The 22,035-nt window shown below is 74.1% G+C and carries 17 protein-coding genes; 7 read left to right on the top strand and 10 right to left on the bottom strand.

Annotation, left to right across the window (positions count from 1 at the left end; genetic code table 11):
- Positions 1-18: 18 nt before the first annotated feature.
- The 4 genes from KOV94_RS17090 to KOV94_RS17075 all read right to left on the bottom strand — a co-directional run bounded on the left by KOV94_RS17090 (position 19) and on the right by KOV94_RS17075 (position 3,849).
- Positions 19-627 carry a hypothetical protein gene (locus KOV94_RS17090; protein ID WP_218052709.1) on the bottom strand — a complete coding sequence of 203 codons (609 nt, stop codon included), beginning with the start codon at positions 625-627 and terminating at the stop codon, positions 19-21.
- An 89-nt stretch (positions 628-716) separates the two neighbouring features.
- The gene (locus KOV94_RS17085) at positions 717-1,541 is read right to left on the bottom strand and encodes a carbohydrate ABC transporter permease (RefSeq protein WP_162351286.1); all 825 of its coding nucleotides are present in this window, start codon (positions 1,539-1,541) and stop codon (positions 717-719) included.
- Positions 1,538-2,512, bottom strand: a complete 975-nt coding sequence (locus KOV94_RS17080) for a carbohydrate ABC transporter permease (protein ID WP_218052708.1) — start codon at positions 2,510-2,512, stop codon at positions 1,538-1,540. Before KOV94_RS17080 ends, KOV94_RS17085 begins: the two co-directional genes overlap by 4 nt.
- Positions 2,513-2,523: 11 nt before the next feature.
- On the bottom strand, positions 2,524-3,849 hold the full coding sequence (locus KOV94_RS17075) for an ABC transporter substrate-binding protein (RefSeq protein WP_218052707.1): 1,326 nt from the start codon (positions 3,847-3,849) through the stop codon (positions 2,524-2,526).
- Between the two features lie 207 nt (positions 3,850-4,056).
- On the opposite strand from KOV94_RS17075, the gene KOV94_RS17070 reads away from it, so the two are divergent.
- Entirely contained in the window at positions 4,057-5,295 is a 1,239-nt protein-coding gene (locus KOV94_RS17070; protein WP_124341926.1) for an ROK family transcriptional regulator, read from the top strand.
- 40 nt (positions 5,296-5,335) lie between these two features.
- On the opposite strand, the gene KOV94_RS17065 is transcribed toward KOV94_RS17070, so the two are convergent.
- The 5 genes from KOV94_RS17065 to glgX all read right to left on the bottom strand — a co-directional run bounded on the left by KOV94_RS17065 (position 5,336) and on the right by glgX (position 14,990).
- Positions 5,336-6,688 carry a maltokinase N-terminal cap-like domain-containing protein gene (locus tag KOV94_RS17065; RefSeq protein ID WP_218052706.1) on the bottom strand — a complete coding sequence of 451 codons (1,353 nt, stop codon included), beginning with the start codon at positions 6,686-6,688 and terminating at the stop codon, positions 5,336-5,338.
- Positions 6,685-8,466, bottom strand: a complete 1,782-nt coding sequence (gene treS / locus KOV94_RS17060) for a maltose alpha-D-glucosyltransferase (protein WP_225916897.1) — start codon at positions 8,464-8,466, stop codon at positions 6,685-6,687. Before treS ends, KOV94_RS17065 begins: the two co-directional genes overlap by 4 nt.
- Positions 8,467-8,528: 62 nt before the next feature.
- Entirely contained in the window at positions 8,529-10,514 is a 1,986-nt protein-coding gene (locus tag KOV94_RS17055; protein ID WP_308160620.1) for an alpha-1,4-glucan--maltose-1-phosphate maltosyltransferase, read from the bottom strand.
- A gap of 560 nt (positions 10,515-11,074) precedes the next feature.
- Positions 11,075-12,733 carry an FAD-binding dehydrogenase gene (locus KOV94_RS17050; protein WP_218052704.1) on the bottom strand — a complete coding sequence of 553 codons (1,659 nt, stop codon included), beginning with the start codon at positions 12,731-12,733 and terminating at the stop codon, positions 11,075-11,077.
- A 40-nt stretch (positions 12,734-12,773) separates the two neighbouring features.
- Complete coding sequence (glgX, locus tag KOV94_RS17045; protein WP_218052703.1) at positions 12,774-14,990, bottom strand: glycogen debranching protein GlgX; 2,217 nt, start codon at positions 14,988-14,990, stop codon at positions 12,774-12,776.
- Positions 14,991-15,121: 131 nt separating this feature from the next.
- Between glgX and KOV94_RS17040 the strand changes: the two genes are divergently transcribed.
- Both KOV94_RS17040 and KOV94_RS17035 read left to right on the top strand, forming a co-directional pair.
- On the top strand, positions 15,122-15,919 hold the full coding sequence (locus KOV94_RS17040; RefSeq protein WP_124341007.1) for an electron transfer flavoprotein subunit beta/FixA family protein: 798 nt from the start codon (positions 15,122-15,124) through the stop codon (positions 15,917-15,919).
- A gap of 62 nt (positions 15,920-15,981) precedes the next feature.
- The gene (locus KOV94_RS17035) at positions 15,982-16,977 is read left to right on the top strand and encodes an electron transfer flavoprotein subunit alpha/FixB family protein (protein WP_218052702.1); all 996 of its coding nucleotides are present in this window, start codon (positions 15,982-15,984) and stop codon (positions 16,975-16,977) included.
- A 69-nt stretch (positions 16,978-17,046) separates the two neighbouring features.
- Here KOV94_RS17035 and KOV94_RS17030 read toward each other — a convergent pair whose 3' ends face one another.
- A complete protein-coding gene (locus tag KOV94_RS17030) occupies positions 17,047-18,042 on the bottom strand; it encodes a phosphotransferase family protein (protein WP_225916888.1) in 996 nt (331 codons plus the stop codon).
- 110 nt (positions 18,043-18,152) lie between these two features.
- On the opposite strand from KOV94_RS17030, the gene KOV94_RS17025 reads away from it, so the two are divergent.
- From KOV94_RS17025 to KOV94_RS17010, 4 genes are read left to right on the top strand one after another with little or no spacing between them, the layout of a single operon-like run.
- Positions 18,153-19,355 carry a cysteine desulfurase family protein gene (locus KOV94_RS17025; RefSeq protein WP_124344254.1) on the top strand — a complete coding sequence of 401 codons (1,203 nt, stop codon included), beginning with the start codon at positions 18,153-18,155 and terminating at the stop codon, positions 19,353-19,355.
- Positions 19,355-20,578, top strand: coding sequence for a tRNA 2-thiouridine(34) synthase MnmA (gene mnmA / locus KOV94_RS17020; RefSeq protein ID WP_218052700.1), 1,224 nt, complete (start codon positions 19,355-19,357; stop codon positions 20,576-20,578). The genes KOV94_RS17025 and mnmA overlap by 1 nt, the downstream gene beginning before the upstream one ends.
- Complete coding sequence (locus tag KOV94_RS17015; protein ID WP_218052699.1) at positions 20,575-21,603, top strand: uroporphyrinogen decarboxylase/cobalamine-independent methonine synthase family protein; 1,029 nt, start codon at positions 20,575-20,577, stop codon at positions 21,601-21,603. Before mnmA ends, KOV94_RS17015 begins: the two co-directional genes overlap by 4 nt.
- The gene (locus tag KOV94_RS17010) at positions 21,600-22,025 is read left to right on the top strand and encodes a hypothetical protein (protein ID WP_124344109.1); all 426 of its coding nucleotides are present in this window, start codon (positions 21,600-21,602) and stop codon (positions 22,023-22,025) included. The genes KOV94_RS17015 and KOV94_RS17010 overlap by 4 nt, the downstream gene beginning before the upstream one ends.
- The last annotated feature ends 10 nt before the right edge of the window (positions 22,026-22,035 follow it).

Here is a 22,035-nt window from a genome sequence, read left to right as displayed (position 1 = left end):
ACGGGCGATCGCGCCGGGTCAGGGCACCGTCGAGCAGTCGCGCAGGTACTCCGGGCGCTGGTGCGGGTAGACCTCGGTGACGTACCGCTCGACGAGCGCGTTCGCCTGCGAAGGCGTGGCGCCCATCCGCTGCGCCACCGCGGCGTCGAGCCGGACCGCGCGGCACTCCGCGATCCCCTCGTCGAACTCGCCCGCCACGTGCTGCGCCTCGTGCGACACGACGTGGACCGCGACCACCTGCGCGAGCGACGGCGCGTGCTTGAAGCTCCACAGCCACCCGCCGAGCTGGGCGCACGTCTCCGCCCGGAGCAACGACGTGTGCGGGTCGTCGTAGCGGACCATGCCGAGCGTGCCGGAGAGGTCCAGCCAGTCGGCACCGACGCGGCGGCACACGACCTGGGCGTCCGCGACGCCGGACGCGGCACGGGTGGCGTCCGTCGCGACGGCCTGCGCGTGGTGGTGGCGGACCTCGTGGAAGCCCGCGACGCAGGTGATCGCGATCCACAGCACCAGCGCGGTCGCGCCGAGCGCGGGGAACGACGCGCGCCCGCGGGCGAGACGGACGACGGCGCGCACCGTCATGGCCACCGCGCCGACGGTCACGACGGTGAGGGTGCCGACGTCCATGCAGGTGGTGTCGGCACGTGCGGCACCGGACTGGAGCGCCGCGGGACCCGACCGTCGAGCCGGCCGGGTCCCGCGTCGTCGTCGGGGCGCTACTTCGTGGCGCCCGAGGTGAAGCCGTTGTAGATCCAGCGCTGCAGGAACAGGAACAGCACGAGGATCGGGATGATCGTGATGACGACGCCCGCGGAGATGACCTCCCACTGCGCGCCGAACGGTCCCTTGAAGTCGAACAGGGTCGTCGAGATCGGGCGCAGCGACTTGGTCGGCAGGTAGAGGAACGGCAGGAAGAACTCGTTGTAGATGCCGATGCCCTTGATGATGACGACGGTCGCGATCGCCGGCTTGAGGTTGGGCAGGATGATCTGGAAGAAGATCCGAAGATGCCCGGCGCCCTCGATCATCGCGGCCTCGTCGAGCGAGCGGGGGATGGCGCGGACGAACTGCAGGAAGATGTAGATCGAGATGATGTCCGTGCCCATGAACAGCAGGATCAGCGCGAACTGCGAGTCGTAGAGGCCCAGGCCGTTGATGATCTGGAACGTCGCGACCTGCGTCGTGACGCCCGGGACGAGCGTCGCGAGCAGGAACAGCTTCAGCACCGACGACCGGCCGGTGAACCGGAAACGGTCGAGCGCGTAGGCCGTCGCCGCGCCGATGAGGATCGTGCCGACGATCGCCACCGCGAAGATGAAGACCGTGTTCCCGAACGCGCCGAGCATGTTGCCGCGCGTGAACGCGGTGACGTAGTTGTCGACGTTGAACCAGTCGGCCGGCGGGGTCATCGGACCCGTCGAGAGGAACTCCTGGTCGGTCTTGAAGGACCCGAACACGATGAGCCCCAGCGGCAGGAGCATCGCGATCGACGCCACGACGAGCGAGACGTACTTGGCGGTGCCGGTGACGGCGCGGATCATGCGAGATCCACCTCCTCGTCGGGGACGACCTTGCGCTGGATCCACGTGATGACCAGGACGATCAGCAGCAGCACCACGGCCATGGCCGAGGCCAGGCCGACCATGCTGCGCTCGAAGCCGGTCCAGATGGTGCGGATGACGAACGTCTCCGTGCCGTTCGCGCCGCCGGTCATGACGTAGGGGATCTCGAAGACGGACAGCGCGCCCGAGATCGCGAGGATGAACGACAGCCCGACGATGGGCCGGATGGACGGCAGGATGATGTGCCAGAACTGCTGCCAGCGGCTCGCGCCGTCGATCTCCGCGGCCTCGTAGATCTCCGAGTTGATCGACTGGATCGCGCCGAGGAACATCACGAAGTTCAGGCCCATGTACCGCCAGACGGACACCGCGGCGAGCGAGTAGTTGGCGACGTCGGGGTCGCCCGTCCACTGCTGGATGAGGCTCTCCAGGCCGGCGGCCATCAGCACCGTGTCGAGGCCGCCGCCCGGCTTGAGGAAGTTGAGGAAGATCAGGCCGATCGCGACGCCGTTGATGAGGTACGGGAAGAACAGGATGCCCTTCCACAGGTTCTTGAAGCGCACCTTGAACGACAGGATCGTCGCGAAGTACAGCGCGAGCGCCATCTGCACGAACGACCCGACGAAGTAGTACAGCGAGACGATGAACACCCGCACGTTCGCGGGCTCCGTGAACACGTCCACGAAGTTCTCGACGCCCACGAAGTTCTTCGTCTTGTCGAGGCCGTCCCAGTCCGTCAGCGAGTACCAGAACATGTTGAGGACCGGGACGTACGTGAGCAGAAGCAGGAGCCCGACGGGGACCAGCAGGAAGTAGTACGGCGTGAGCCGGCGGTACCACGCGGTGCCGCGGCCCGCACCGCCCCGGGGCTTCCGGGGGGTGCGGACCGCGTCGGACTGCTGCGCGGCCGCCGTCGCCGGGCCCGTGAGGCCCGAGGGAGCGGTCGTCATGGCAGGACCTCTCAGGCGACCGACGCCCGACCCTCGGCCCACTTGGCGTTGAGGTCGTCGAAGATCTGCTCGATGGTGCGCGCGCCCGAGCGGGCGTCGTCGATGGTCTGCTGACGGAACTTCGGGTCCGTGGTGACGATGCCCGACGCCTTGTCGATGTCGCCGAACAGCGCCTCCTTGCCCTCGGGGGCGGGGTTCAGCGTGATGAGCTCGACCTCGGACACGAAGCCCTCGAGGGCGGCCGGCACGGGGCCGTCGATGATCGGCGAGAGCCCGGCCTGCGACTCCGAGAAGCCCGACTCGTGGTTGAACCAGTCGATCCACGCGCGCGCGGTCGCCTTGTTCTTCGAGTGCACGTTGATGCCGAGGTTGTAGTCACCGCCGGCGACCGAGTGGAACTTGCCGTCGACCTTGACGGGCGTCGGGGCGTAGGCGATGTCCGCCGGGTCCTCGCCCGCCGCCTCGGCGGCCGCCTGCATCTGCGGGATCGCCCACGAGCCGAGCACCATCGTCGCGACCTGGCCGGTGCCGAGCAGACGCTTCGACTCCTCCCAGTTCGTCGTGGTCGGGTCGGCCTCGGTCAGGCCGTCCGCGACCGCCTGGTAGACGAGGCCGTCGACGACGCCGTAGTCGCTCTCCGGGGTCCACGGGGTGTCGGACTCGACGATCTTGTTCTTCCAGTCGGGGTCCGCCGTGACGGCGCCCAGCCAGCCGTCCCACTGCGACAGCGGCCAGCCGTCCTTGTAGTTGGTGTACAGCGGCGCGATCTCGACGCCGTTGTCCTTGATCTTCTGCAGCGCGTCGAGGAAGGCCTCAGGCGTGTCGGGGAACTCCGTGACGCCGGCCTCCTCCCACACGCGCTTGTTGTAGACGTAGCCCTGCACGTTGCCGACGACCGGGATGCCGTACGACTTGCCCTCGAAGGACTTGTCGTTGATCCACTGGTACTCCTTCGCCATCTCCTCCTGGTCGCCCAGGGGCTCGAAGAAGTCGGCGTACTGGTCGGGGGTCACCGAGCCGGGGATGGCGAGCACGTCACCGTAGTTGTCGGTGCTCATGCGCGTCTTCACCTCGCCCTCGTAGTCGGTGATGCCCTCGACCTTGACGTCGGTGACCTCGGGGTACGCGGCCTTGAACTTCTCGACGTAGTCGTCGAAGGTGCCGTCCTCGACGAGGTCCGTGCGCCAGGTCAGGACCGTGATCGCGCCCGAGGGGGTGCCGTCGTCGTTGGCCTCCTCGTCGCCGCCCCCGCCGCCCGAGCACGCAGCCGTGAGGGCGAGGACCGTGGTGGCGGCCGCGACCGCCAGGACGCGGGTGCGTCGCTTCTGAGGGAACATCCTTGATCCTCTCGTCGGGCCGGCACCTCCGCGTGCCGGCCGGTGTGGAGGGGCTTCGTCACCGTCGGGGTCATTCGCGAACCCTGCTCCGCGTGGCATTCTTAGGCAAGTGAACAAAGTTAGTCAACGTGCGTGTCGCCGCTGGGGCCCCTCGTGCCCGGATCGTTATGGTGAGCGCGCAGGGGACACGCGAGAGAGGGCGGTGCCGTGAGCAGCCTCCAGTCAGGCCTGGGCGCGGCGCACGCGAGCAGTCGCGCCGCGATCCTGGACCTCATCCGCGCGGCGGGGACCATCAGCCGCGTCGAGCTCACGCGCGCCACCGGGTTCACCGCCGCCACGATCTCGACCGTCGTGCGCCGGCTCATCGACGACGGGCTCGTCGTCGAGGTCGGGCGCGCCGAGTCCACGGGCGGCAAGCCGCGCATGCTGCTCGAGCTCGACCCGTACGCGCGCTTCGCCGTCGGCGTGCACCTCGACCACGCGGGCATCACCTACGTCATCGCCAACCTCGGCGGTGCGATCGTCGCGCGGTGGCGGCGGCCCGGAGCCGGGTCCGACGACCCGCGCGAGGTCGTCGCCCGCATCGCCGCCGAGATCCGCGCGACCGTCGCGCGCGTCGGCGTCGACCCCGAGCGCGTGCTCGGCCTCGGCGTCGTCTCGCCCGGGCCCATCACCGCGTCGACCGGCATGACCCTCACGCCGCCCGTCATGCAGGCCTGGACCGAGTTCCCGCTCGCGGCCGCGCTCGAGGACGCCGTCGGGCTGCCCGTGCTGCTCGACAACGACGCGACCGCCGCCGCGATCGGGGAGTACTGGTCCGGCGGCATCGCCGGGTCCGCCTTCGCCGCGCTCTACATGGGCACGGGCATCGGTGCCGGGATCATCGTCGACGGCACGGTCTTCCGCGGGGCCAGCTCCAACGCGGGGGAGGTCGGGCACATCTGCGTCGACCTCGACGGACCCGAGTGCTGGTGCGGGAGCCGCGGCTGCGTCGAGGCCCTCGCGGGCCCGGCCGCCGTCGTCGCCGCCGCGCGCGCCGCAGGCATCGAGCTCGCCGGGCGCACCGTCGCCGAGGACTTCGCGACGCTCGCCCGCGCCGCCAGCCGCGGGGAGGAGGAGCCGCTGCGGGTCATCGAGCGGTCCGCGCGCTACCTCGGCGTCGCCGCGCAGACCCTCGCGAACGTGCTCGACCTCGAGCTCGTCGTCCTCACCGGCCCCGCGTTCGCCATGGCCGGGTCGCTCTACGTGCCCGAGGTCGAGACCCGGCTCGCGCAGTCGTTCTTCGCGCGCGGGAACCACACCGTGCGCGTCGCCATCTCGTCGAACGCCCCCGAGGCCGCCGCCGTCGGGGCCGCCGCGCTCGTGCTGCAGAGCGAGCTCACGCCACGGCAGGCGGGCATGCGCATGACCGTCGACCGGTCGCTCGAGGTGCCCACGGGCGCCTGACGGCATGCGCCGGACCGCCCGGACGAGCGGTGCGCCTCGCTCAGCCGGCCAGGCGCTCCAGGCCCGCGAGCGGGATCGGCAGCCACGTCGGACGGTTGCGCGACTCGTAGACGGCCTCGTAGAGCGTCTTGTCGAGCTCGAGCGCGCGCAGGAGCACCGCGCGACCGTCCGCGTCGACGTCGACCGGCTGCGCGACCGCCGCACCCGCGTACCCGTCGAGCAGCGCCGCACGCGCGGCGTCCGTCCACGACTGCGCCGCGTCACCGGTCAGCCCGGCGACCGCGGCCGCGTAGTCGAGCGACCGCAGCATGCCCGCGACGTCGCGCAGCGCGAGGTCCGGCCGCGTGCGTGCGGCGAGCGGGGCCAGCGGCTCACCCTCGAAGTCGGTGACGAACCAGCGGGACCCCGACCTCAGGACCTGGCCCAGGTGGAGGTCGCCGTGCACGCGCTGCCGTGGCGGGGCGACGTCCAGCGCACGGACCTGCGCGACCACGGCCTCGACCCCCGGCGCGAAGCGCGTGAGCTGCGGGACCGCGGACACGGCCCACGCGAAGCGGTTGGCGACCGCGGCCGCGACCTGCTCCGGGCCGTCCTGCGGGGCGGTCGCGGCGTCCGTGCCGAACGCGCGGACCAGGTCCGCGTGCACGCCCGCCACGACCGCCCCGAGCTCGCGCGCCAGGTCGTCGAACGGCTCGCCGCGCCGCGCGACGTCGCACGCGAGCTCGAACCCGTCCTGGGCCTGCGGCACGAACGCGCTCATCGCGCCGAGGTAGCCCTCGACCTGCTCGCCCGACGGACCCGGCCAGCGCGCCTGCAGCCAGGCGAGCGGGGGCGGCACGTCGGCCGATCCGACGTCGACCAGGTGACGCGGCACGTCGACGTCCGGGTTCTCGCCCGCGGCGACCGCGCGCAGCACCTTGAGGATCGCCGCCGGGGCAGGCGCGTCGGGGGCCGCGCGCAGGATGACGGAGGTGTTCGACTGCTCGCCCGAGACCGCGCGGGCGGTCGACGGGTCGACCGGGGCCCCCGGGCCGTCGGCGGCGGCCAGCCACGCGGCGACGAACGCGGGGTGGGCGGCTCCGTCGACGACCGCGCGGCCGCCGACGTGGCCGACGACGTCCGTCGGTGAGGTCGTCGCCCCCGCGTGTCCGCCGTCGTGCTCGCCGGTCGCGGGCGCGAGGACGAGCGGGACCTGGAGGACCGCGTCGATCGACCCCGCCTTGGCACGGACGAGGAGGACGCGTACGTCGTCCGCGAGCGCCAGACCGCCGACCAGCGCGAGCTCCGCCTGCGTGCCCTTCGCCGGGAACCACCGACGCCCGGGCAGCCAGTCGCGGACCGCGTCGAGCAGCGCGACGTCGAGGTCGTCGGGCGGGGTGACGACGAGCGTCATCGTGCCCCCGCACGGCCGTGCCGGCCGCCCGCTCCCACGCCCGCGTCGCCGGGAGCGCCGGGGACGTCGGACGGCGGGTCGAGCTCGAGCCAGTAGAAGTCGCGCGACCCGAGCGTGAACAGCGCGGTCCCGTCGTCGCGCACGGCCGGGAACGCCGCACCGCCGAAGACGTCGCGCATCGTCCAGCCGACGCGGTCCGGCAGCGTCACCGTCGCCGACCGCGCGGTCGACGCCATGTTCGCGACGACGAGGATCGTCTGGTCCTCGGTCTCGCGCAGGAACGTCAGGACCGACTCGTTGTCCGACGGCACGACCGTGAAGTCGCCCTTGCCGAGCGCCGGGTAGCGGCGGCGGACCGTGAGCATGCCGCGCACCCAGTGCAGCAGCGACGTCGGCTGCGCGAGCTGCGCCTCGACGTTCGTGTGGCTGTAGTGGTGCACGAGCGACTGCACCAGCGGCAGGTAGAGCTTGCCGGGGTCGGCCGTCGAGAAGCCCGCGTTGCGGTCGGGCGTCCACTGCATCGGTGTGCGCACCGCGTCGCGGTCCGGCAGCCAGATGTTGTCGCCCATGCCGATCTCGTCGCCGTAGTACAGGCACGGGCTGCCGGGCAGCGACAGCAGGAGCGCGTGCGCGAGCTCGATCTCCTTGCGGGAGTTGTCCAGCAGGGGAGCGAGCCGGCGGCGGATGCCGACGTTGGCGCGCATGCGCGAGTCGGGCGCGTACCAGCCGTACATCGACGCGCGCTCCTCGGTCGACACCATCTCGAGCGTGAGCTCGTCGTGGTTGCGCAGGAACGTCGACCACTGCGCGCCCTTCGGGATGGGCGGGGTGTCCGCGAGGATGTCGACGATCGGCGTCGCCCGCTGGTCGCGCAGCGAGTAGTAGATGCGCGGCATCACGGGGAAGTGGAAGCACATGTGGCACTCCGGCTCGTCCTCGGTGCCGAAGTAGTGCACGACGTCCTCGGGCCACTGGTTCGCCTCGGCCAGCATGATCCGGCCGGGGAACTCCTCGTCGATCATGCGCCGCACGTCGCGCAGGAACGCGTGCGTCTCGGGGAGGTTCTCGCAGTTCGTGCCCTCGGCCTCGAACAGGTACGGCACCGCGTCCAGGCGGAACCCGTCGACGCCGATCCGCAGCCAGAACCGGGCGACGTCCATCATCGCCTCGACGACGCGCGGGTTCTCGAAGTTGAGGTCCGGCTGGTGGCTGAAGAACCGGTGCCAGAAGTACTGCCGGCGCACCGGGTCGAAGGTCCAGTTCGACGTCTCGGTGTCGACGAAGATGATGCGCGCGTCCTGGTAGCGCGTGTTGTCGTCGCTCCACACGTAGAAGTCGCCGTACGGGCCCTCGGGGTCCGAGCGCGACGCCTGGAACCACGGGTGCTGGTCGCTCGTGTGGTTCATCACCAGGTCGATGACCAGGCGCATCCCGCGCGCGTGCGCCTCGGAGATCAGCTCCTGGAAGTCCGCGACCGTGCCGTACTGCGCGGCGATCGCCGTGTAGTCCGCCACGTCGTACCCGCCGTCACGCAGCGGCGACGGGTAGAACGGCGGCAGCCACAGGCAGTCGATACCGAGCCACTGCAGGTAGTCCAGGCGGTCGATGAGGCCGCGCAGGTCGCCGCTGCCCTGGCCCGTCGCGTCCGAGAAGCAGCGCAGCATGACCTCGTAGAAGACCGCCGTCCGGTACCAGTCCGGGTCGTCCGACAGGCCCGGGCGCGCCTCGGACGCCGCCGGGACGGTCGGCTGCCGCTTCGGCGGCAGCGCGGTGAGCATGATCTGCCCCGTGTTGGGCGCGGGCTCGCGCAGGCGCACGTCGGGGACCGGCGGCAGCGTCGTCACGCCTCCTCCAGGTGGATCACGTGCGCGGGCCGCACGGCGGGGTCGAGGCGCACCCAGGGTGCGGCGCCCCACTCCCACGTCTCGCCGGTCAGGAGGTCGCGCGCGCGCAGCGGGCTGTCCACCGGCAGGCCGAGGGCCGCGAGGTCCAGCTGCACGACGCCCTCGCGCGCGTTCCACGTGTCGAGGTTGACGATCGTCACGACGGTGTCCGCGCGGCCCGTCGGGGAGTGCGCGGCGTCGAGGTGGCGCGAGTACGCGACGAGCGCGTCGTCCGTCGACGGGTGCACGACGAGGTTGCGCAGCTGCTGCAGCGCCGGGTGCGCGCGGCGGACCGCGTTGAGGTTGCCGAGCAGCAGCGCGATGCCGAGCTCGTCCGCCGCGGCCCAGTCGCGCGGCTTGAGCTCGTACTTCTCGTTGTCGATCTGCTCGTCCACGCCCGGACGCGGCACGTCCTCGACGAGCTCGTAGCCCGAGTAGATCCCCCACGTCGGCGAGCCCGTCGCCGCGAGCACCGCGCGCACCGCGAAGCCGCGGCCGCCCGTCGCCTGCAGGTACGGCGGGAGGATGTCGTGCGTCGTCGGCCAGAAGCTCGGCCGCATCCACGCGCCCTGCTCGCCCGAGACCTCCGCGAGGTACGTCTCGAGCTCCTCCTTGGTGTTCCGCCACGTGAAGTACGTGTACGACTGGTGGAACCCGATCTTCGCGAGCGTCTGCATCATCGCCGGACGCGTGAACGCCTCCGACAGGAAGATCACCTCGGGGTGGTCCTTGCGCACGTCGGCGAGGAGCCACGCCCAGAAGTCGAGCGGCTTGGTGTGCGGGTTGTCGACGCGGAACAGCGTCACGCCGTGGTCGATCCACACCTGCAGCACCCGGCGGACCTCGCGGTAGATGCCCGCGGGGTCGTTGTCGAAGTTCAGCGGGTAGATGTCCTGGTACTTCTTCGGCGGGTTCTCCGCGTACGCGATCGACCCGTCGGCGCGCGTCGTGAACCACTCCGGGTGGTCCGTGACCCACGGGTGGTCCGGCGAGCACTGCAGCGCGACGTCGAGCGCGACCTCCAGGCCCAGCTCGCGCGCGCTCGCGACGAACGCGTCGAAGTCGTCGAAGGTGCCGAGGCTCGGCTCGATCGCGTCGTGGCCGCCGTCCGGCGAGCCGATCGCGTACGGCGAGCCCGGGTCGCCCGGCTGCGCGTCGAGCGAGTTGTTGCGGCCCTTGCGGTACGTCGTGCCGATGGGGTGGATCGGGGTCAGGTACACGACGTCGAAGCCCATGCCCGCGATGCGCGGCAGGTCCTGCGCCGCCGTCCGCAGCGTGCCCGAGCGCCACTCGCCGGTCTGGGGGTCCTGCGTCGCGCCGTGCGAGCGCGGGAAGATCTCGTACCACGCCCCCGCGAGCGCGAGCGGGCGCTCGACGCGCAGCGGGTAGGCGCGCGACGACGTGACGAGCTCACGGAACGGGTGCGCCGCGAGCGTGCCGCGCACGGCGTGCGACAGGCCCGCCGCGAGCCGGTCGGCCGGCGTCCGGGTCGTGTCGTGCAGCCCCGCGACCGCGTCGCGCAGCACCCGCGCCGCCTCCTCGGGCAGCTCCGTCGACGGGCGTGCCGCGGCACGCTCCAGCAGGCGCGCGCCCTCGGTCAGCATGAGCTCGACGTCGATGCCCGCCGCGACCTTGATGGTCGCGTCGTGCGCCCACGTCGCGAACGGGTCGGACCAGCCCTCGACGCGGAACGACCACTCACCCGTGCGGTCCGGGACGAGGCGCGCCTCGAAGCGGTCGAGCCCGGGCGCGATGTCGACCATCGGCGCGCGTGCGTGCTCGGCGCCGTCGGGGTCGATGAGGATCGCCGTCGCGGCGACCGCGTCGTGGCCCTCGCGGAACACCGTCGCGCGGATCGGCACGGCCTCGCCCACGGTCGCCTTCGCCGGGAAGCGGCCCTCCTCGGCGACCGGGGAGACGTCGACGACCGGGATGCGGCCGATCGGGCCCTCGGGGGCGACCCACGGCGCCGTCGTGGGCGTGCCGCCGGCGGCGGCCGCGCCGGGCGTGCCGGTGGGCGTCGCGGCGGCGGGTGTCGTCGTCGTGCTCGGTGCCGCGGGGGTCGGGGTGCCGGCGGTGGTGCCGGCGACCGGCACCGCGGGTCCGACCTGCGCGGTGGTGGCCGGGTGCGTGGGCTCGGTCGCGGCGGCCGTGCGGGTGCGCGTGCGGGTCGGCTTCGCGGCCGCGGGGGTGCCGATCTGCTCGACCGCGGACGCGGCACGCCGGCCGCGCTTCGGCGGCTCGGCGGGGGTGCCGGACGCGGCCGGACCGGGTTCGGTGGCGGGCGTGAGGCGGGGCGCGGTGGTGCGCGAACGGCTGCCGGACTTCGGGGGAGTCGTCACGCTCCCGAACCTATCCGCAGGCGGTGGGGGTGGGCATCCGGTGCGGGAGCCGTGTCCGCCACACCGGGGTGACGCGCGCCCGACCTGGGCGGATGTGCCCGGTGTGCGACGTGCCGTCGCGGCCGCCTGCGACCTGGACCGTCAGTCCAGCGGCGGCACCGTCAGTCGAGCGTCGACGCCAGCGCGCGGCCCGTCGTCCGTCCGGTGAACAGGCAGCCGCCCAGGAACGTGCCCTCGAGCGCGCGGTGCCCGTGCACACCGCCGCCGCCGAACCCCGACGCCTCGCCGACGGCCCACAGCCCGGGCAGCACCTCGCCGTCGGGTCGCAGCACGCGTCCCTCGAGGTCGGTGTGCAGCCCGCCGAGGGTCTTGCGCGTGAGCACCGACAGGCGGACCGCGAGGAGCGGGCCGTGCGCGGGGTCGAGCAGCCGGTGCGGCTTGGCGACGCGGATGACCTTGTCGACGACGTACCGGCGGGCCATCGCGGTCGCGACCACCTGGAGGTCCTTGCCGAGGCCGGACTCCACCTGGCGGTCGCGGTCGACGATGGTGCGCTCGAGCTGCTCGGCGTCGATCCGGTCGGTGCCGGTGAGCGCGTTCATGCGGCGCGCGAGCTCGGCGGGCGTGTCCGCCCAGAGGAACTCCTCCGACTCGTGCGCGAACGTCTCGACCGGGCCGACCGCACCCGGCAGCACGCGCTGGAGGAGCTGCGGGACGCTCTTGCCGGTCAGGTCGGGGTTCTGCTCCGAGCCGGACAGCGCGAACTCCGAGCCGAGGATCGTCTTGTCGAGCACGAACCACGAGTGGTCGTCGCCGCGCGACGTGAGGTGCTGCAGCGCGCCGAGCGAGTCGAAGCCGGGGAACAGCGGGACGGGCAGGCGGTTCCCGTCGGCGTCGAGCCACAGCGACGACGGGCCGGGCAGGATGCGGATGCCGTGCCGGCTCCACACGGGCGAGTGGTTGGTGATGCCCTCGGGGTAGTGCCATGCGCGGTCGGGGTGGACGACCGCGCCCCCTGCGTCCCGTGCGGCGGCGACGCCCGAGCCGTCGACGTGGTCGGGGACACCCGACAGCATCCGCTCGGGGAGCCGGCCCGCGTGCTCGGGCCAGGTCGCGCGGACGAGGCCGTGGTTCGCGCCGATGCCGCCCGTCGCGACGACGACCGCGGCCGCCTCGAGCTCGAAGGGGCGTGCGACCTCGCGCGAGCTCGGCACCGCGCGGGCGACGCCGTCGTCCACGAGCACGTCGCCGCGCACGCCCGTGACGCGGCCGTCGGTCGTGACGAACGACGTCACGCGGTGCCGGAAGCGCACGTCGACGCGCCCGTCCTTGCGCGCGTCGAGGAGCGTCCGCACGAACGGCTCGAGGATGCCCGGACCCGTGCCCCACGTGACGTGGAAGCGCGGGACGGTGTTGCCGTGGCCGCCCGCGGTGTAGCCGCCGCGCTCGGCCCACTGCACGAGCGGGAACCAGCGCACGCCCTGCGCGTGCAGCCACGGCCGCAGGTCTCCCGCCGCGAAGTCGACGAACCCCTCCGCCCACGCGCGTCCCCACCGGTCCGAGCCGTCGTCGGCGAAGTCCGCCGAGCCGAGCCAGTCGGCGAGCGCGAGCTCGGCCGAGTCCTTGATGCCCAGCCGGCGCTGCTCGGGGGAGTCGACGAGGAAGAGCCCGCCGAACGACCAGAACGCCTGCCCGCCGAGGCTCGCGGCGTTCTCGGCGTCGAGCAGGACGACGCGGCAGCCCGCCGCGAGGAGCTCGGCGGTGGCGACCAGGCCCGCGAGGCCCGCGCCGACGACCACGACGTCGTGGGAGTGCGTCATGTCGCGACGGTACACGTCTGGACGGTCGTCCAGAAGGACGTCACTCCGCGCGGTCGAGGACGTACACGCGCATGCTCAGGGGCTCCATGACCGTCGACTCGCCGGGCTCCGCGTGCAGGCTGCCGGCGATCGCCTCGGCCCGCTCGTCGCCCGGACGCTCCCACACCGAGTCCCACGCGAGCCGCCACCGACCCCCGTGCTCGTCCGCGAGCACCACGGTCACCGAGTCCAGCGCGCCGTTCACGACCAGCATCACCGTGTCGTCGTCGGGCGGGGGAGCCGTGCGCACCATCTGCAGCGTGCGCACTGACGGGTCGTGCCAGCGCGCGTGGTCGAACGGCGTCCCGAGCGCGTCGTACCAGGCGAGGTCCGGGCGACGGTCCGGCAGCAGCGGCCGGCCCGAGTAGAACCGGTCCGCGCGCAGCGCCGGGTGCTCGCGGCGCAGGAGCAGCAGCCAGCGAGCCGTCGTCAGCAGGTCCTTGCGCCACGGCGCGAGGTCCCAGCTCACCCACGAGGTCTCGTTGTCCTGGCAGTACGCGTTGTTGTTGCCGTGCTGCGTGCGGCCCAGCTCGTCGCCCGCGGTGATCATCGGCGTGCCCGCTGACAGCACGAGCGTCGCGAGCAGGTTGCGGATCGAGCGACGGCGCAGCGGCACGATGTCCGCGCCCGGCCCCTCGAGGTGCACCGGGCCCTCGAGCCCGTGGTTCCACGACCGGTTGTCGTCCGTGCCGTCGCGGTTCTGCTCGCCGTTCGCCGCGTTGTGCTTGTGGTCGTACGCGACGAGGTCGGCGAGCGTGAACCCGTCGTGCGCCGTCACGTAGTTCACCGACGCGGCCGGGCCGCGCATGAGCGGCGGGTCCGTGTGGCCGAACAGGTCCACGGAACCCGCCAGGCGCGTCGCGAGGTCCCGCACGCGGTGACCCGGCAGCCCGTGCGCCGCACGCGCCGGGTCCGCGAGCCAGAACGACCGCGTCGCGTTGCGGAACCGGTCGTTCCACTCCGCGAACGGCGGCGGGAACTGCCCCGTGCGCCAGCCGCCCGGGCCCACGTCCCACGGCTCGGCGACGAGCTTGAGACCGTGCAGGCTCGGGTCGACCTGCGCCGCGACCAGGAGCGGGTGGTCGGGCGTGAAGCCGTCCGCGTCGCGGCCCAGCGTCACCGCGAGGTCGAAGCGGAACCCGTCGACGCCCACGACGTCGGCCCAGTAGCGCAGCGAGTCGAGCGTCATGCCGACGACCGCCGGGCGGCGGAAGTCGAGCGTGTTGCCGGTGCCCGTCACGTCGGCCAGACGGGCCGGGACGCCGCCGTCGTGCGCGTAGTACAGCGTCGAGTCGAGCCCGCGCCACGACAGGTGCTGCCCCGGCAGGCCGCCCTCGCACGTGTGGTTGTAGACGACGTCGAGCAGGACCTCGAGACCGGCCTCGTGCAGGCCGTGGACGGCGCGGCGGACCTCCTCCAGCACCGCGTCGGGCCCGAGCGCGCGCGCCTCCTTGGTCGCGTACGCGGCGTGCGGTGCGAAGTAGCCGAGCGTCGAGTAGCCCCAGTAGTTGGTGAGGTCCTTCTCGACCAGGTGCGGCTCCGAGGAGAACGCGTGGATCGGGAGCAGCTCGACCGCGGTCACGCCGAGCCCCAGCAGGTGGTCGACGACCGCCGGGTGCGCGAGGCCCGCGTACGTGCCGCGCAGCTCCGGGGGCAGGGCGTCGTGCAGCGCCGTGAGGCCCTTGACGTGGGCCTCGTACACGACCGTGCGCGACCACGTCGTCCACGGGCGGTTCGCCGCCGGGTCGGGCCCCGGCAGGTCGCGCGTGTCGACGACCACCGAGAACGGCACGTGCCCCGCGGAGTCGCGATGGTCCGCCGGTCCGTACGGGTCGCCGTGCAGGTCCTCGTCCACCACGTGGCCGTACGTCTGCGGGACGTGCTCGACGTCGCCGACGAGGCCGCGCGCGTACGGGTCGACCAGCAGCTTGCGCGGGTTGTAGCGCAGCCCCGCCGACGGGTTCCACGGACCGTGCGCCCGGAACCCGTAGCGCTGCCCCGGGCGGATGCCCGGCACCGACGCCGAGAACACGCCGTGCACCGGGCCCGACAGCGTGATGCGGCGCTCCGTCAGCGTCCCCTCGACGCCGTCGAACAGGCACAGCTCGACCGCGGTCGCGTGCGACGCGAGCACCGCGACGTCCACCCCCTCGTCGGTCACGTGGACACCGAGCCGGGGCGGCCGTCGGGACGGGGCGGTCGCACTCACGCCCGCCATTCTGCTGGACGGACGTGACACCCGTGCGTCGTGCGTGCTTCCGGGCGGCGTCACGCCGCCCCCTTCCGCCACCCTTCCGCCCCTCGACACGGCGGACCGGGGCGGCCGCCGCGGGCGGTAACGTCTCCGCCGTGAGGATCGTCGTCTGCGTCAAGCACGTCCCGGACATCCAGTCGGACCGGGCCCTCGGCCCCGACGGTCGCGCGGTGCGCGACGGCGGGGACGGCACGCTCAACGAGCTGGACGAGAACGCCCTCGAGGCGGCGCTCGCGCTCGTCGAGTCCCTCGGCGAGGGGTCCGTCGTGGCCCTGACCGTCGGCCCGGACGACGCCGCCGACGCGGTCCGCAAGGGCCTGCAGATGGGCGCCGACGAGGCCGTGCACGTCGTCGACGACGCGATCGCCGGCTCCGACGCGATCGGCACCGCGCGCGTGCTCGCCGCCGCCGTGCAGCACCTCGCCGCGCAGGAGCCCGTCGACCTCGTCGTCACCGGCATGGCCGGGCTCGACGGCCTCACCTCGCTGCTGCCGACGGCCCTCGCCACGCTGCTCGACCTGCCCGCGCTGCCGCTCGGTGCCGAGCTCACGGTCGACCCGGCCGCCCGCACCGTCCGCGTGCGCCGCAACCTCGACCACGCGACCGAGGTCCTCGAGGCCCCGCTGCCCGCCGTCGTGTCCGTGACCGACCAGGCCAACGAGCCGCGGTACCCGAACTTCAAGGGCATCATGGCCGCCCGCAAGAAGCCCGTCACGACGCTCGCGCTCGCCGACCTGGGCCTCGACGCGTCGGCCGTCGGTGCCGCGGGTGCGCGCACCGAGGTCGTCTCCGCGGCGGCTCGCCCGGCCCGCGACAACCGCGTGCTCGTCACCGACGACGGCGAGGCCGGCGTGAAGCTCGCGCGCTACCTCGTCGAGAACAAGCTCGTCTGAGCCTGAAGTCCGTACCGCCCGGACGCCCGGGCTCCTCGCACCACCCGAGAATCGAGAACGCCGTGACCGGAACGACAGCGCCCGTCCTCGTCCTGCTCGACCACACGCCCGAGGGCGCGCTGCGCAGCCCCGTCCGCGAGATCGCGACGCTCGCCGCGTCCCTCGCCGGCGGCGCCGGCGTGCACGGCGTGTGGCCCGCCGACACCGAGCCGTCGGCCGACGTCCTCGTCGAGCTCGGCGCGCTCGGCGTCACGCAGGTGCACCGCGTCGTCGCCGACGCCGACCTGCACCTGACGGCCGTCCTGGCGGAGGCGCTGGGCTCGCTCGTGGCGGCGACCGGGGCAGGCCTCGTGCTGCTCGTGTCGTCGTTCGAGAACAAGGAGGCCGCGGCGCGCCTGGCCGTCGCCACCGGCGCCGGGGTCGTCACCGACGCCGACGGGCTCGTCGTCGAGGACGGGCGCTACGTCGCCGCCAAGACCGTCTTCGCCGGCACCTGGACCACGCGGTGCGCGATCACCGCGCCGCTCGCCGTCGTCACCGTCAAGGCCAACTCCGTCGTCGTGGACGCGTCCGCGACCGGGGGTGCGCCCGCCGTCGTGCCCCACGCCGTCGCGGTCTCCGAGGGCGCTCGGCGCGTCACGCTCGTCGAGCGGACCGAGCGTCCCGACAGCGGTCGCCCCGACCTCGGCAGCGCGCACGTCGTCGTCGTCGGCGGGCGCGGCACCGAGGGCGACTTCAGCCCTGTCGAGGAGCTCGCCGACGTCCTCGGCGGTGCCGTCGGCGCCACGCGCGTCGCGACCGACGAGGGCTGGATCGGCCACGACGCGCAGATCGGCCAGACCGGCGTCACCGTGTCCCCGCGGCTGTACATCGGCGCCGGCGTGTCCGGGGCCGTGCACCACCGCGGCGGCATGCAGGCGTCCGGCACGATCGTCGCGGTCAACGCCGACGCCGACGCGCCCATCTTCGAGATCGCCGACTTCGGCGTCGTGGGCGACCTGTTCACGGTCCTCCCGCAGGCGGCGGCGGAGCTCCGCCGCCTCAAGTCCCAGGACTGACGTCCGTCGATACCGACATGGGTGCCGTTCCGCGTGCGCGGACGGCGCCCACGTCGGTATGAACGAGGGTCAGGAGAGGTCGCGGAGCCAGCGGAGGGCGGCGACGCCCTGGGCCGCCTGGAAACGGCGCAGGTTGGGGATGCCCGGGGGCGGGGGCTGCAGCGACGAGGAGATGAAGTAGCCGGACAGGCCCGCGAGGACGGCGCGCAGGTCGTCGTCGGAGACGCCCTCGCTCACGGCGGACCCGCGGAAGACGGTGTGCGGGTCGCCGCCGCCCTGCAGCGACACGCTCGGCAGCATGAACGCCCAGTCGAGCCAGGGGGCGCCGATCGCGGCGTGCGGCCAGTCGATGAGCCAGACGCGGTGCTGGTCGTCGATCATCACGTTGTCCGCGCGCAGGTCGCCGTGCACGAGCGCGTCGCCCGCGCAGACCCGCAGGGCCTCCTGCTCCCGCAGGACGAGCTTCTCGTGGTGGTCCCGCGCCCACTGGCCCAGGTCGCCCGCGCGGGCGACGACGCCCTCGCGGGTGGCCTCGTCGAGGTCGACGAGGCGGCGCCAGCCGGTGAAGTCCTCGGCGAGCACGTCGTCGATGCGCGGCAGACCGTGACCGGGGAGCGGCTCGACGTCCGCAAGCGCTCCCACGGCGTCGGCGACGGCGGCCAGGTCGGTGGGACGCCACGGCAGCTCGGGGGAGCGGCCGTGCACGACCTCGAAGCCGAGGATCACCCAGTCGCCGTCGTCGTCGGACCACAGCATGCGCGGCGCGGGCACCTGCGGGGGAAGGGCGGCGGCGACGCGGGTCTCGGCGCGTGCGAGGTGCGGGGAGACGGGGTTCTGCTCGCCGGACACGGCCTTCACGAACACGCCCCGGCCGTCGGCGAACTCGAGGACCGCGGCGAAACCGGGGCTGAACCCGCTGGTCGCGCTGATCTCGGCGGTCACCTGCGACCCGGCGAGCGTGCTGATGCGCTCGCGGACGTGCCGGGGCAGGTCACGCCAGTCCAGCCGCTGGCCGCTGAACGCGGGCGGCAGGGCGATGACCTCGTCGGCACTCACGGCGCACATCCTGCCAGGCCGCGTCGACGTCTTTCGAGGGTGAGACCACGCTGCGGCCGGGTGGGCGCACGCGCGGCCGCCGTCCGGAGTCCCGCGCGCACGTTCGTAGACTGGTGCGGATGACTGCGTACCTCGACCATGCGGCGACCACGCCCATGCTCCCGGGGGCGGCGCGCGTGCTCACCGAGCACCTGGCGCACCCGGGCAACCCGTCGTCGCTGCACGGCTCGGGCCGGGCGGCGCGACGCGTCGTCGAGGAAGCGCGCGAGACGGCCGCGGCGGCGCTCGGTGCGCGGCCGAGCGAGGTCGTGTGGACGTCGGGCGGGACCGAGGCCGACAACCTCGCGGTCAAGGGGCTGTTCTGGGCGCGCCGCACGCAGGACCCGTCGCGGCGGCGCATCCTCGTGTCGGCGGTCGAGCACCACGCGGTCCTCGACCCGGCGTTCTGGATGGCGGAGCACGCGGGCGCGGAGCTGGTGCTGCTGCCCGTCGACGCCGACGGCGTGGTGGACGTCGCGGCGCTGCGCGACGAGCTCGAGCAGAACGGTGCGCAGGCGGCGCTGCTGTCGGTGATGTGGGCGAACAACGAGGTCGGTGCGCTGCAGCCGCTCGACGAGGTCGTCGCTCTCGCGCGGCGGCACGGGGTCCCGGTGCACGCGGACGCGGTGCAGGCCGTGGGGCAGGTGCCGGTGGACTTCGCGGCGTCCGGGCTGGACGCCATGACCGTGTCCGGGCACAAGATCGGCGGGCCCGGCGGGGTCGGTGCGCTGCTCGCGCGGCGCGGGCTCGACCTCACGCCCGTGCTGCACGGCGGCGGGCAGGAGCGCGGGGTCCGGTCGGGCACGCTCGCGGCGCCGCTCATCGCGTCGTTCGCGGCCGCGCTCGACGAGGCCGTGCGCGAGCGGCCCGTGTACGCGGCGCGGGTCGGTGCGCTGCGCGACCGGCTCGTCGCGGGCGTCCGGGCCGCGGTCCCGGACGCCGTGCTGCGCGGTCCCGCCGACACCGACCGGCGGCTGCCCGCCAACGCGCACTTCACGTTCCCCGGCTGCGAGGGCGACTCGCTGCTGTACCTGCTCGACTCCGCGGGCGTCGAGGCGTCGACGGGGTCGGCGTGCCAGGCGGGTGTGCCGCGACCGAGCCACGTGCTGCTCGCGATGGGGGTCGACGAGGACGACGCGCGCGGCGCGCTGCGGTTCACGCTCGGGCACACGTCGACCGAGGCGGACGTCGCGGCGCTGCACGCGGCCCTGCCGGCGGTCGTCGAGCGCGCGCGGGCCGCCGGGCTCGCCGGTCGCGGGAGCACGCCGGCGGTGATGGCCTGATGCGCGTCCTGGCCGCCCTCTCCGGCGGCGTCGACTCGGCGGTCGCGGCCGCGCGCGCGGTCGACGCCGGGCACGACGTCGTCGGCGTGCACATGGCGCTGTCCCGCACGCGCGACCAGTTCCGCACCGGGTCGCGCGGCTGCTGCTCGATCGAGGACGCGGGCGACGCGCGCCGGGCCGCGGACGTCCTCGGCATCCCGTACTACGTGTGGGACCTGTCCGAGCGGTTCGAGGACACCGTGGTCGCCGACTTCCTCAGCGAGTACGAGGCAGGTCGCACGCCCAACCCCTGCGTGCGCTGCAACGAGCACATCAAGTTCGCCGCGCTGCTCGACAAGGCCGTCGCGCTCGGGTTCGACGCCGTGTGCACCGGCCACTACGCGCGCGTCGAGGTCGGCGACGACGGCACGCGCGAGCTGCACCGCGCGCGGGACGCCGCGAAGGACCAGTCGTACGTGCTCGCCGTGATGGGCCCCGAGCGGCTCGCGCGGTCGCTGTTCCCGCTCGGCGACGTCGCGTCGAAGGACGAGACCCGCGCCGAGGCCGCCGCACGCGGCCTGTCGGTGTCGGCCAAGCCCGACTCGTACGACATCTGCTTCGTCGCCGACGGCGACACCCAGGGCTTCCTGCGCGACCGGCTCGGGTCGCGCGAGGGCGAGGTCGTCGACACGTCCGGGGAGGTCGTCGGGCGGCACGACGGCGCGTACGCGTACACCGTCGGGCAGCGCAAGGGGCTCGCGCTCGGGCGGCCCGCTCCCGACGGGAGGCCGCGGTACGTCCTGTCGGTCGAGCCCGTGCGTAACCGGGTCGTCGTCGGGTCGGTCGAGGAGCTCGCCGTGGGGACGGTGGAGGCCGACCGCGCGGTGTGGTTCGACGTGCCCGGGCCTGCGCCGTTCGCGTGCGAGGTCCAGGTGCGCGCGCACGGCGCGCCGGTGCCTGCGGTCGCGACCGCGACGCCGGAGGGGACGGTGCGCGTCGACGTCGACGCGAGCGCGGGGTTGCGCGGCGTGGCGCCGGGGCAGTCGCTCGTCGTGTACGACGGCACGCGCGTGCTGGGGCAGGCGACCGTCACGGAGACGCGGCGCCCCGGGTCGGCGCCGGGAGGCGTCGTGGCCTCGTCGTCCGCACCGGTGCCGGAGGCCGAGACGGCGGCGTCGTCGCGCGTCGCGGCGACGGCCCCGGACGCATCGCTCGGCACGGCCGCCGCGGGCGTGCACCGGTGAGCGGCCGTCCCGGGGTCAGCGGCACGGGACCATGGCCGGGCACGGACGCGCTCGAGGCGCAGTCGTCGGTCGTCGGCGACCTCGTCGACACCCCGTCGGAGCTGCAGGGCCTGCCGTTCACGGTGCTCCTGCCCGCGCGCGGGCCGTGGGGCGACCGCGCCGGTCACGCCGCCGCGGTGCTCGAGGAGCTGCCCACCGAGCTCGGGCCGCACGGGTGGAAGCTCGCCGACCGTCCCGGCGGCGATCTCGCCCGCGCGCGGGCGTTCGTGCGGGAGGACCTCGACGCCCTCGCGGTCGCGGCGCACGGGTACACCGGGCCGCTCGTCGTGCCCGTGGCCGGCCCGCTGACGCTCGCCGCGAGCCTGTACCTCGCGCGCGGGGACCGCGTGCTGTCCGACGCGGGCGCGGTGCGCGAGCTGGCCGAGTCGCTCGCGCTCGGTGCGGGCGAGCACGTCGCCGCCGTCCGGCGCGTCGTCCCCGGCGCCGAGGTCACCGTGCTGCTGCACGAGCCGCTGCTCGCGCAGGTCGTCGCGGGCGTCCTGCCGACGTTCTCCGGGTACGCGGCGCTGCGCGCGGTGCGCGGGCCGGTCGCGGCCGAGCGGATCGGCACGGTGGCCGCGGGGGCGCGCTCGGGCGGTGCGTCGGCCGTCGCGGTGCACGGCGGCACGGCCTGGGCGGCGGTGCCCGCGATCCGCGCGGCCGGCGTCGACGGGCTCGCGCTCGCGGTCGGCGGGATCGGCGAGCAGGGGTGGGAGCGCGTCGCGGAGGCCGTCGAGGGCGGGCTGCGGCTGTGGGCGGAGCTGCCCCCGCAGGCGTCGTCGCAGTGCGCGGGACCCGACGTCGTCGGGCAGGCGGACGTGCTCACGCGGCCCTGGCGGTCCGTCGGGCTGCCGCAGGCGGGGCTGAAGGACGTGGTGCTGCTGGCCGGCGAGGCGCCCGGGCGGTCGTCGCCCGACGACGCGCGCGCGGCTCTGGCCGGGCTCGTGCGGGCCGGTCGGATCGTGGCGGAACGAGCGGAGGCATGAGCGAGGCGATGACCGGACCGACGAACGAGCCGCTGAGCACGGGACCCACCCCGCGGCGGCCGCTGCTGCACTCACGCCGCCAGGCCCTCGGGGTGCTGGTCGCGACCGGCGCCGCGATCGTGGGCATCGTCGTGCTCGTGGTGCTCTGGTCGTCCGTCGGGGCGCGGACCCTGGAGGCGTCGGCCGCGGGCGGCGAGCCGTGCCTCGAGGCCTACGCCGCCGACCAGGCCGGCGCCGAGGTGTCGTACGGCGCGCTGCCCCCGCAGGCGGTGTGCTCGTGGGAGGTCGACGGCGAGCGGCAGGAGGTCGTCGTGACCTCGGCGCCCGCCGCGCTCGCGGCGACCGCGACGGTGCTGGCCGTCGGCGGCGTGATCGGCGCGGTCGCCCTGCTCGTCGTGCCGCGGCTGCGCGACGCGCGCTGACGGCGCCTGG

The sequence above is a fragment of the Cellulomonas algicola genome (assembly GCF_019024305.1).
Taxonomy (GTDB): Bacteria; Actinomycetota; Actinomycetes; order Actinomycetales; family Cellulomonadaceae; genus Cellulomonas; species Cellulomonas algicola.
Note: the sequence above shows the minus strand (reverse complement) of the source record. Positions and strands in the feature narration are given on the sequence as shown.

Excerpts from the sequence above, each read along its gene's own strand:
- KOV94_RS17090 (WP_218052709.1), bottom strand. The coding sequence starts at position 627 with ATGGACGTCGGCACCCTCACCGTCGTGACCGTCGGCGCGGTGGCCATG.
- KOV94_RS17085 (WP_162351286.1), bottom strand. The coding sequence starts at position 1,541 with ATGATCCGCGCCGTCACCGGCACCGCCAAGTACGTCTCGCTCGTCGTG.
- KOV94_RS17080 (WP_218052708.1), bottom strand. The coding sequence starts at position 2,512 with ATGACGACCGCTCCCTCGGGCCTCACGGGCCCGGCGACGGCGGCCGCG.
- KOV94_RS17075 (WP_218052707.1), bottom strand. The coding sequence starts at position 3,849 with ATGTTCCCTCAGAAGCGACGCACCCGCGTCCTGGCGGTCGCGGCCGCC.
- KOV94_RS17065 (WP_218052706.1), bottom strand. The coding sequence starts at position 6,688 with ATGACGCTCGTCGTCACCCCGCCCGACGACCTCGACGTCGCGCTGCTC.
- treS (WP_225916897.1), bottom strand. The coding sequence starts at position 8,466 with ATGCTCACCGCGCTGCCGCCGAAGCGGCAGCCGACCGTCCCGGCGGCG.
- KOV94_RS17050 (WP_218052704.1), bottom strand. The coding sequence starts at position 12,733 with ATGACGCACTCCCACGACGTCGTGGTCGTCGGCGCGGGCCTCGCGGGC.
- glgX (WP_218052703.1), bottom strand. The coding sequence starts at position 14,990 with ATGGCGGGCGTGAGTGCGACCGCCCCGTCCCGACGGCCGCCCCGGCTC.
- KOV94_RS17030 (WP_225916888.1), bottom strand. The coding sequence starts at position 18,042 with ATGTGCGCCGTGAGTGCCGACGAGGTCATCGCCCTGCCGCCCGCGTTC.
- KOV94_RS17025 (WP_124344254.1), top strand. The coding sequence starts at position 18,153 with ATGACTGCGTACCTCGACCATGCGGCGACCACGCCCATGCTCCCGGGG.
- mnmA (WP_218052700.1), top strand. The coding sequence starts at position 19,355 with ATGCGCGTCCTGGCCGCCCTCTCCGGCGGCGTCGACTCGGCGGTCGCG.
- KOV94_RS17010 (WP_124344109.1), top strand. The coding sequence starts at position 21,600 with ATGAGCGAGGCGATGACCGGACCGACGAACGAGCCGCTGAGCACGGGA.